The sequence below is a fragment of the Sandarakinorhabdus rubra genome (genome assembly GCF_010994245.1).
GTDB lineage: Bacteria > Pseudomonadota > Alphaproteobacteria > Sphingomonadales > Sphingomonadaceae > Sandarakinorhabdus > Sandarakinorhabdus rubra.
In genome coordinates, this window is sequence record NZ_WMHO01000086.1 from 1 (window position 1) to 10,005 (window position 10,005).

At 65.8% G+C, this 10,005-nt stretch carries 9 protein-coding genes; 3 read left to right on the forward strand and 6 right to left on the reverse strand.

The window, feature by feature from the left end; all coding sequences use genetic code 11:
* From GJV64_RS07115 to GJV64_RS07135, 5 genes are all read right to left on the reverse strand, one after another.
* Window positions 1–588: CaiB/BaiF CoA transferase family protein (locus GJV64_RS07115; RefSeq protein WP_205599555.1), on the reverse strand; the 588-nt coding region annotated here is incomplete at its 3' end.
* A gap of 9 nt (window positions 589–597) precedes the next feature.
* Window positions 598–2,181 (reverse strand): MFS transporter, encoded by a 1,584-nt coding sequence (locus tag GJV64_RS07120; protein WP_164156574.1) that lies wholly within the window; start codon window positions 2,179–2,181, stop codon window positions 598–600.
* A 155-nt stretch (window positions 2,182–2,336) separates the two neighbouring features.
* The gene (locus GJV64_RS07125) at window positions 2,337–2,768 is read right to left on the reverse strand and encodes a pseudoazurin (protein WP_164156575.1); all 432 of its coding nucleotides are present in this window, start codon (window positions 2,766–2,768) and stop codon (window positions 2,337–2,339) included.
* Between the two features lie 201 nt (window positions 2,769–2,969).
* On the reverse strand, window positions 2,970–4,001 hold the full coding sequence (locus GJV64_RS07130) for a DUF2855 family protein (protein WP_164156576.1): 1,032 nt from the start codon (window positions 3,999–4,001) through the stop codon (window positions 2,970–2,972).
* Window positions 4,002–4,012: 11 nt separating this feature from the next.
* Complete coding sequence (locus GJV64_RS07135; protein ID WP_164156577.1) at window positions 4,013–5,305, reverse strand: acyl-CoA dehydrogenase family protein; 1,293 nt, start codon at window positions 5,303–5,305, stop codon at window positions 4,013–4,015.
* Between the two features lie 325 nt (window positions 5,306–5,630).
* Between GJV64_RS07135 and GJV64_RS07140 the strand changes: the two genes are divergently transcribed.
* Window positions 5,631–7,097, forward strand: coding sequence for an Ig-like domain-containing protein (locus GJV64_RS07140; protein WP_164156578.1), 1,467 nt, complete (start codon window positions 5,631–5,633; stop codon window positions 7,095–7,097).
* Here GJV64_RS07140 and GJV64_RS07145 read toward each other — a convergent pair whose 3' ends face one another.
* The gene (locus tag GJV64_RS07145; RefSeq protein WP_164156579.1) at window positions 7,098–7,832 is read right to left on the reverse strand and encodes a hypothetical protein; all 735 of its coding nucleotides are present in this window, start codon (window positions 7,830–7,832) and stop codon (window positions 7,098–7,100) included.
* A 137-nt stretch (window positions 7,833–7,969) separates the two neighbouring features.
* Between GJV64_RS07145 and GJV64_RS07150 the strand changes: the two genes are divergently transcribed.
* Complete coding sequence (locus GJV64_RS07150; protein ID WP_164156580.1) at window positions 7,970–9,628, forward strand: amidohydrolase; 1,659 nt, start codon at window positions 7,970–7,972, stop codon at window positions 9,626–9,628.
* Between the two features lie 9 nt (window positions 9,629–9,637).
* The coding region (locus tag GJV64_RS07155) for a GNAT family N-acetyltransferase (protein ID WP_164156581.1) at window positions 9,638–10,005 on the forward strand (368 nt) is incomplete at its 3' end.

Genomic DNA, 10,005 nt, shown 5'->3' on the forward strand with positions numbered 1-10,005 from the left:
CGCCTGAGGCCCGCCGCGCTCCCGCCGCAGCAGCGCCGCCGTGATCGCCTGCGCCGCGGTCAGCGCCGTCACCTTGTCGGCCACCAGGTGGCGCACCAATTGCGGCGTGCCCTCCCGGTCGACCTGGCTGGCGGCAATGCCGGAGACCGCCTGGATCACCGGATCATAGACGCGCACATTCTGATAGGGCCCGTCCGGCCCGAAGCCGGTGATGCTGCAATAGATCAGGCGCGGGTTGAGGCCCTGGAGCCGCTCCCAGTCCAGCCCCAGCCGGGCCAGCACGCCAGGGCGGAAATTCTCGATCAGCACGTCGGCGCCGGCAACCAGCCGTTCGAGGATGGCCAGGCCGTCTTCATGCTTCAAATCAAGGCACAGGCCCTGCTTGCCGCGGTTGACGGCGATGAACATCGAGGAAAGGTCACCCTTCTTGGGCCCCAGCGCCCGCACCGGATCGCCGCCGGGGCTCTCCACCTTGACGACCTCTGCCCCCTGATCGGCCAGCATGGTGGCCGCCATCGGGCCGCTGACGATCTGCGAGAGGTCGACGATACGATAACCGGCGAGCGGTCCGGTGCCTTGACCTGTCATGCCTGCGCCTCAGTCGTTGATGTTGATGTCGCGCGTGTCCTTCAGGAACAGCAGCATGACGATCAGGCCCACCACCACAACCGCGATCGTGTACCACAGGCCGGCAAAGACATCGCCGGTGGAGACGACGATATATTGCGAGACCACGGGCAGGAAGCCGCCGAAGTAGCCGGTGCCGATATGATAGGGCACCGACATCGAGGTGTAGCGCACCCGCGCCGGGAACATCTCGACCAGCAGCGCCGCGATCGGCGCGTAGGTCCAGCCGCTGAGCAGCCCGATGGCCATCACGGCCAGCAGCAGCTGCCAGGCGACGATGCGGTCAGGATCGGCCTTTTCCGGCCAGCCGGCGCTGTTCAGCGCCGCGTTCCATGCGTCCTTGTCGAAGCCTTCCAGCCTTGTGCCCGCGACATTCATGGCCAGCACCGGCGCATCGGTCTTGCCATAGGAGACGCCGCGCTTGGTCAGCCATTCCAGCGCCTTGCCGCACTCCGCCTCCTGCTTCAGGAAGATGTTGTAATCGCAGGGCGGCAGCTCGACCGTGACCGGCGCGGTGGCAATGGCTTCCGACAGCGCCGGGTTGGCGCCCTTGGCCATCAGGTGGAAGATCGGGAACAGGAACACCAGGGTCAGCGCGAAGCCGGCGACCAGTACCTGCTTGCGCCCGAACCGGTCCGACAGGCCGCCGAAATAGACATATGCCGGCGCCGAGACGAGCACACCGACGGCAAGATACAGCAAGGCCTCGGTTTCCGGCAGGCGCGCGGTGTTCTGCAGGAAATAGAGGGTGCCGAACTGGCTGGTGTAGAAGATCACCGTGAAGCCGGCCGATACCGCCAGCCCGATGAGCAGCCGCCCCTTGTTGCCCGGCGCGGACAGCGCATCCTTGAACGGGTTCTTTGACGTGGTGCCGGCGGCCTTCATCTTCTGGAACACCGGGCTTTCCGACAGCATCAGCCGCACCCAGATCGAGATGGCGAGGAGCAGGATGGAGACGAGGAACGGCACCCGCCAGCCCCAGGCGTTGAACTCCGCTTCCGGGATGATCGCCTTGGCACTGAGCACCACCGCCAGCGTGAGCATGAAGCCGCCGGCCGCCGCCGCCTGGATCCAGCTGGTATAGGCGCCGCGCTTGCCGGGCGGCGCATGTTCGGCCACGTAGATCGCCGCCCCGCCATATTCGCCGCCCAGCGCCAGCCCCTGCAGGGTGCGCAGCACCAGCAACAGGATCGGCGCCAGGATGCCGGCCTGTTCGAAGGTGGGCAGCAGGCCGATGCAGGCGGTGGCCCCGCCCATCACGGAAATGGTGATCAGGAAGGTGTATTTGCGCCCCACCTTGTCGCCGAACCAGCCGAACAGCAGCGCCCCCAGCGGCCGGAAGAAGAAGCCGATGGCAAAGGCGAACAGGCTGAACAGCAGTTCGGTGGTGGGGTTGCCGGTGGCGAAGAACAGCTTGCCGAGCAGGCCGGCGAGGATGCCGTAGAGGAAGAAATCATACCATTCGAACACGGTGCCCAGCGAGCTGGCCACGATGACCAGCCGATCCCGCTTCGGGTCGATCACATCCTCGACCCGTCCTGCCTCTGCGCTCAAAACTGGCCTCCCCGCCTGCTCCACGGGCAAAGGGCATAGCGGATGTGCGCGCAGTTGCAACCGGCTGCGTCCGTCGGCAGGGCGCCGACCCTGGGCACAAACGAAAACGGCCGGAGCGTCGCCGCTCCGGCCGTCGTCTCAGCGGGAAATCCGGCTTACTTGGCCTGGGCCAGGTAGGCAGTCATGCGCTTGGTGGCCAGCGGCGACAGCTTCACGGCCTTGGCGGCGGCGAGGTTGGCCGACGGGCCGTTGCCGACCTGCACGAGGGCAACCATGCCCATCGAGAAGTGCGGCAGGCACTTGATGCCGTACAGGCCCGGCTTGCCGACCTTCAGCACGAAATCCTTGCCCATCTGGCCCTTCTGTTCGGCTTCGCCGGCCGGCAGGAAGCCGGGGATGGTCTGGGCGTTGTGGCCGGGGTTGGTGGCGACGAACTTCACGGTGTCACCCGGGGCAGCCTTGATGAAGCCCGGTTCGAACACCATGGCGCCTTCCTTGCCCTTGTTCAGCATCTGAACGGTGATTTCCTTGGCGGCAACCGGAGCGGCGATCACCGTGGCAGCAGCAACAACAGCCAGAAACTTCATTTTCAGTCCCTCCTAGCGGCGCCGGGTTGGCAGGCGCACGGTTCACTCATGTCCCGCCCCGCAACATCGCGCACAGGCCGACAAGCGGCGGCTGTTACGCCCGTGTAACGGTGCGTTCAAGATGGAAATTTGCGACATGATGTCCAAATCCCAGCCATGCACGGGGTATTGGCGCACCCCGGCTTTCGGCAGGCTGAACGGTCAGAGAGACGCTATCAGGCCCACCGCCGGATCGATGCGGCCCCGCACCAGATCGGCCCAGGCATCGGCGACGGCGTGGCGGCCGTTCACCTCCTCGATGCGCAGCCAGCCCAGCGTGCCGGCAAAACGCTTCCAGGCCGCGGCGAGCCGGGCGTCAAAGCCCGCGGCACCCCATTCGGCGACGCGGCCCTGTGCCACAGTCGGCGCGAAGAACAGCGCCGGCACCGGGCCGGGCAGCTGTGCGATATTGTCGGCCTGCCAGTGGGTGTCGCCCACCACGTGGCTTTCGGCCAGGCGGTCGCCGAGCGCCGTGTGCACCGCCAGCCGCACCGCGCCGTTGCCGGCAAAATCGATGAAGGCGATCCGCGTTCCCGGCACGGCGGCCACCTCGGCATAGGAGAGGACGGCGTCATAATAGCCGGTCGCCTCGCAGAAGGCGCGGTTGCCGGGCGAGGTGAGACCGACGATCTGCTGGCGCCCGCGCGCCGCCTGCGCCACCCCCAGCGCGGTCTTCGAGGACGAGGAGCTGAGAACGAGCGTGTCGACCGGACTGGCGCTGAGCAGCGCATCGATCAGGAAGCTGGTGGCATAGAGCGGGCGGAACAGGCACTGGAGTGCTTCGCTGCCCCAATCGGCGGTGGCGACGTTGTAGCGATTGTAGAAGGGCGGCAGCGCGGCGCGGTGGGCGGCGCCATCGGTGAAGCCGGCGCGGCTGGCGGCCACTGGTTCCATCAGCGCAGCACTGGCCATCGGCCAATAGCCGAAGAAGCGCTGGCCTTCGGTCACCGCCTCGGCAGCACTGGCCTCCACCGCGCCAAAGCCCCACACCGGTACGATGCCCAGCCCCTCCTGCCCGCTGGGGAAGAAGTGCCAGTAACCGAAATCCTCGCCGTGGACGGCATAGGTGACATTGTTGGCGGTCAGCGCAAAGCGCTCCACCCGGAACCGCGCCTGGCCCGGCGCCGGAGCCGGCGGATCGGGCAGCGCCAACGTGGCACCAAGCTCTGCCTTGTTCACCGCAAGCGTGGTCATCGCCATTCCCCTCAAAGGTTCGCGAACTGCTTCTTCCTCGGCCCCAGATAGCCGAACAGATAGGCCGCCACCTTGCGCATCTGGATCTCTTCGGAGCCCTCGGTGATGCGATAGCGGCGGTGGTGGCGGAAGATATGCTCGAACGGCTTGTGACGGCTATAGCCGATGCCGCCATGCACCTGCATGGCCCGGTCGGCCGCCTCGCAGACCAGCCGGTTCGCCCAATAGTTGCACATCGAGATCTTGTCCGACAATTCGTGCTCGATGGCCTCGTGGGGCATGTGGTCCATGTCCCACGCCGTCTTGTAGATCAGCAGGCGCAGCATCTCGCACTGGGTGGCCAGCTCGACCAGCGGGAACTGGATGGCCTGGTTGCGCGACAACGGCTCGCCGAACGGCTTTCTGGTCCGCGCATAACGCACGCTTTCCTCCACGCAGAAGGTCGCGGCGCCCAGCGACGAGGCGGCCTGGCGAATACGGTTCTGGTGAACGAAGCTCTGGGCCAGCGACAGCCCGCCATCCAGCGGGCCGAGCAGCGCCGATTCCGGCACCCACACGTTGGTGAAGCTGACCCGCGGGTGATCGGTCGGCATGTTGAAGGTCCACAGATACTCCTCGATCTTCAGCCCCGGCGTCGAGGTGGGGACGAGGAAGCAGGAGATGCCGCGCGCCGCGCCGTCCGCCCCCGATGTGCGGCAGAAGGTGGCGCAATGGGTGGCGACATGCATGCCCGTCGTCCACATCTTCTCGCCATTGATCAGCCAGCCGGCGACGCCGTCGCGGGTTTCCGGCACGGCACGGGTTTCCATGTGGGTGGCATCCGATCCGTGGTTCGGCTCGGTGAGGCCGAAGGCAGTGATGCGGTTGCGAGCGAATCCGCCGAGGATGAACTCCTCCTGCTGGGCCGGCGTGCCGAACGTCTCAAACATGGCAACGAAGGGAAAATTGCCGACGATGCTGTGCTCGTTCTGCAGATCGTTGTGCAGGCCGAGGCCCTTGGCAGCGAAATGATCGCGGATCACCGCCATCCACAGGTTGCTGCCATCCTTGCCGCCATATTTCTTCGGTGCCGAAAAGCGCCAGTGACCGGCCTTGTCGGCGCGGATCGTCGCTTCGCGCAGCAGGAGTTCCCATTCGCGCCTTGGTAAACCACCATGCTCGAAGTCGGTGCGCGCCCACTCGCGGCGGTGATCGAAGAAGCGGATATTGTCGTCGGCCTGTTCGAGCGGCTTGATCTCGGCATCGATGAAGGCGTCGAGTTCGGCGAGATAGGCCTTAAGGTCGGCCGGCAGCGCGAAGTCCATGGCAAGTCCCTTTCCAGTGCAGGGCCGAGTGTGGGCTGGCAGCGGGGCCGGCAAAACTGGCTGATTGGGGAAGGCACGCACCGCGCGGCTGACCCCGAAACGGCGCCATTTTGGAGGCAAACTGTCGGCCTGCCTTACAGTCGCGCCCGGCGCCAACACCCGACCAGATCAAACTATTTCGCTTTATCAATGCATTACGACATTCCTCCGAAATGGTCCAAAACTTGCATGGCGTCGCGCGGGTTATGAGTTTTCGCGCCAGCGAGGGGGGCGAGTGAAGGTCGTTGGGTTGAAACGCGTTGCTGCTCTGTTGCTGGGGCTTGCAATGGCCACCCGCGCCCAGGCCGTGGTGCCGCTGCAAATCAGCTTCAGCGCCAGCCCGACTCAGTTGTTGTCCAACTTCACCCAGACCCGCGTCGGCCCCGGCACCAGCGATTTCACCAACGTCAGCACGATCGGCACGGTCAGCATCACCCGCTTCGACCTCACCACCGGCATCCTGGTGGGGGCGCAGGCCACGGTGAACACCAGCTATGCCCTCACCGCGGGCGTGACCGGCGTGGCGCCCGGCAACGGCAGCGGCCGCACCATCGATGCCACGGTGAATCAGACAGCCTCCATATCGATCGGCGGCGCCACCATCGCCGGAAGCAGCATCTCGCTCGCCCCGAAATGCGACGGTGGCGACTGCAACAACAGCCCAAACAACAACAGCCGTTCGGGCACCGGCACGATCAGCGGCACCGCCACCCTCACCGATCTTGCCAGCGTCGCCGGCACCGGGCCGGGCACCACCCTGTTCACGGCCCGGTCTTCCGGCACCAACCGCATCGTCAACGGTGCCAACATAACCTCAGGTTCGGTGGTCTCCAACTACAGCCTGGGCAGCACCACGCCGGCGAGCAACCAGTACAGCATCACCTATAATTATCTGAAGTTCAGTGCGCCCTCGCTCAGCCCGGCGCAGGTGCAGACCAGCCAGACCATCGATTTCGGCACGGTCTTCGCCGGCAGCGGCCCGGTCAGCCAGAACTTCACCGTGGCCAACCTGGGGGACATCAACACCGCCGGCACCAGCCTGATCGGCACGGGCCGCGCCACCAACAACACCAACTTCTCCACCACGCTGACATCGCTGACCAATCTTGCCGCCGGCGCGTCGCAGAATTTCCAGTTGGCGTTCAACCCCACGACGGTCGGGACCAACAGCGAGACGTTCACCTTCTCGATGCAGGATTATGCCCCCGGTGGCGTCGGCCTGAAGACCACCCCGCTGGTGATCACCGCCAATGCGCGCGTGATCAACCATGCCAACCCATCGTTCGATCCGCTGGTGAGCGATCTCACCACCTTCCTGAACTTCGGCAACCTGCAACTGGGCAGCGGCCCGGTGACGCTGGACTTCATCCTCTACAACATCGGTGACAACAACAGCGCGGGCCTGCAGCTGATCTCCTTCACCAACCTGACCAGCAATTTCACCACCAATTTCACCCAGCTCGCCAACCTGCCGGGCGGCCAGTCCCGCATCTTCTCGATGACCTTCGACCCCGGCACCCTTGGCTTGTTTCAGGATATCTTCACCTTCAACCTGGCGGACTTTGCCCCTCAGGTTCCGGGCGGGCAGAATTACACGCTGACGGTCACCACCCGCGCCCTTGTCTTTGACGGCACCGAGCCGGTGCCCGAACCCGGCACGTGGTTGACGATGCTGACCGGCTTCGGCCTGATCGGCGTCATAAGCCGCCGTCGCGCCGCTGTCCGCAGCCGAGCGGCGCTGCAGCGCCTCTAGTCACCCACCCAGTCGGGCATAGGCATCGGCCAAGGCCCGGAATTGCGGGCTCATGGCGATCGGTGTCACAAGGGCGTGCATCACGAGATAATAGCCGAGCAGCAGCGGAAACGGCCAGCGCACCCGACCAGAGCGCCATTCCGCCGCGATCAGGCCGGCGCAGACAATCTCGACGCTGACCAGAGAAAAATAGAGCGCCACCCCGAAGCTGGGCACCAGGTCGGGGAACAGGATCATCGCGGTGCGTTCATTGGCAGCCTCCAGCGGGATGATGGTGGAACAGGCCATCAACCGCAGGTGCAGCCCGATATCCCGCCGCCGGGCGGCCAGGATCGCCAGGCCCACGAAGGCCGCGAACAGCGCAATGCCGGTCAGATCGAGCAGCACGAACTTGTAGAGGGTGGGCAGATCGGCGCCGTCATCGCCGATCACCATCGTCTGCACCACCCTGAGGCCGCTGAAGATCACGATGCCGGCCAGCAGCAGCGAAGCATAGCCGATCTGGCGATGCAGGCCGCGGTGCCGTCGCAGGATCAGCAGGGCCTGCAAAACAGGCAGTGCCATCCAGAGGGTTGCCGAAAGGCCATGCACCAGAAGATGGATCGGCGCGTTGCCGAGGTTGGACAGGAAGCTGGGCCAGAAGCCAAAGCCGGTCAGCGCCAAAGCCAGCGCGAACCATGGCCATGGCTGCCGGATGCCCCTTTGCCCCTGCCCCGTAGCCCGCGTGCCCGCCATCGCGGCCCTCCTGGAAGCAAGATTACCACCTGCGCTGCCGGCGCCACAAGCCTGCCCTCTTGGCAACAGGCCGTGTCCGGCGCAGCATGGGCGCAGCTAAGTCAAGTCGGGGGAGCTGGGGCATGGATCGCAGGCAGATGTTGGCAGGGGCGTTCTGGGCCTCATGGGCGGCGCGCGTCGCCGCGCACGAGGGCGATGCCGACACGATCCTGTTCAACGGCCGGCTGATCACCATGGACGATGGCCGGCCACGCGCCAGCGCCATGGCCATCAAGGCGGGGCGCATCCTGGCGGTGGGCGGGGACGAGGTGAAGTCCCTGTCCGGCACCGGTACACGGCTTGTCGACCTGAAGGGTGCGTGCGTGGTGCCCGGCTTCATCGACTGCCACAACCATCCGATCGGCGAAGTGCTGCTGTATGAAGTGCTGGTCGGCAACCCGTTCGAGGTCGAGTTCGTCACCATCCAGTCGATCATCGACAAGCTGAAGGCCAAGGCCGCGCAGACGCCGCCGGGATACTGGGTGGAAGGCTATTTCCATGACGACACCAAGCTGAAGGATGGCCGCCAGCTAACGGTGGACGATCTGGACAGGATCAGCACCAGCCATCCGGTGATGGTGCGCCACCGCGGCGGCCACACGGTGTTCGTCAACAGCCATGCCCTGAAGCTGGCCGGCATCACCCGCGACACGCCCAACCCGCCGGGCGGAACCTTCGACAGGCTGCCCGATGGCCGGCTTTCGGGCCGCATCACCGACAATGCCATCGACCTGGTGGAGGAAAAGGGCCAGCGGCCCAGCTTCGACGCGGCCGAGAAGGCCAAGCGCGCCCGCGCCGGCATCGCGCACATCAGCGCCGCCTTCAGCCGCTATGGCCTGACAACGGTGCACCACCAGGGCGGCGACCTTGCTGCCATCCAGGACGTGCGCGCCGCCGGACAGTTGACCCACCGGGTCAGTTATGAAGCGCGCGGCGCCTTCCTCGACCAGATGGTGGCGGCGGGGCTGAAGACCGGCTTTGGCGATGACTGGATTCGGCTGGGTGCCACCGCAGAGCACACCGCCGATGGCAGTTTTTCCGAACGCACCATGGCGCTCTCCACGCCTTATGAAGGGCGCACCCCGCCCTATTATGGCAACATCACCGAACCGCAGGACGTGCTGGACGCCTGGGTGGAAAAGATGGTGCGCGCCGGCATCCAGCCCAACATCCACGCCAACGGCGACGTGACGATCGGCATGGCGCTCACCGCCTTCGAACGCGCGCTCGCAAAGGTGCCGGTGAAGGACCTGCGCCCCAAGATCACCCACTGCACGCTGGTCAACGAAAGCCTGTTGAAGCGCATGGCGGCAATCGGCGCGGTGCCGGCGCCGTTCACCAGCTACGCCTATTACAACAGCGACAAGTTCGGATTCTACGGCGCTGACCGCATGGCCCACGCCATGGCGTTCCGCGATTTCCTCGATCATGGCATCAAGGTGTGCGCCGGCAGCGATTTCTTCCCCGGCCCGTTCGCGCCGCTGATGGGCATCCAGGGCATGGTCACCCGCACCGGCTGGAACGGCGAGACCTGGGGCGCCAATCAGCGTGTTTCGGTGCTGGAAGCCATCCGCATCAACACGTTGAACGGCGCCTGGGCGGCCAAGGAAGAGGCGAGCAAGGGCAGCCTCACCGCCGGCAAGCTGGCCGATTATGTCGTGCTGGCCGAGGACCCGACTGCAATCGCGCCTGATCGGATCAAGGATATCCGGATCATCGAAACGGTGGTCGACGGGCGCAGCCAGTATCGCGCCTGACCCCCTGTCATGACCGGTCTGGTAATTCGCCCAGCTGATGCGGCCGAGATCCCGGCGCTGGAGGCGCTGATCACCGCTTCGGCCCGCGTGCTCAGCCAGGGCTTCTACACGGCTGAGGAGACCGAGGCTGCCATCGCCCATGTCTTCGGGGTGGACAGCGAGCTGGTCGGCGATGGCACCTACCTGGTGGCGGAAGATGACGCGGGCATTGCCGGCTGCGGCGGCTGGAGCCGGCGCGCCACGCTGTTCGGCGGGGACCGTTTTGCCGGGCGCAGTTCGGGCCTGCTTGATCCGACGCGCGATGCCGCGAAGATCCGCGCCTTCTTCGTGGCGCCGCATGCCGCCCGCCGCGGGGTGGGTGCGGCGCTGCTGCAGGC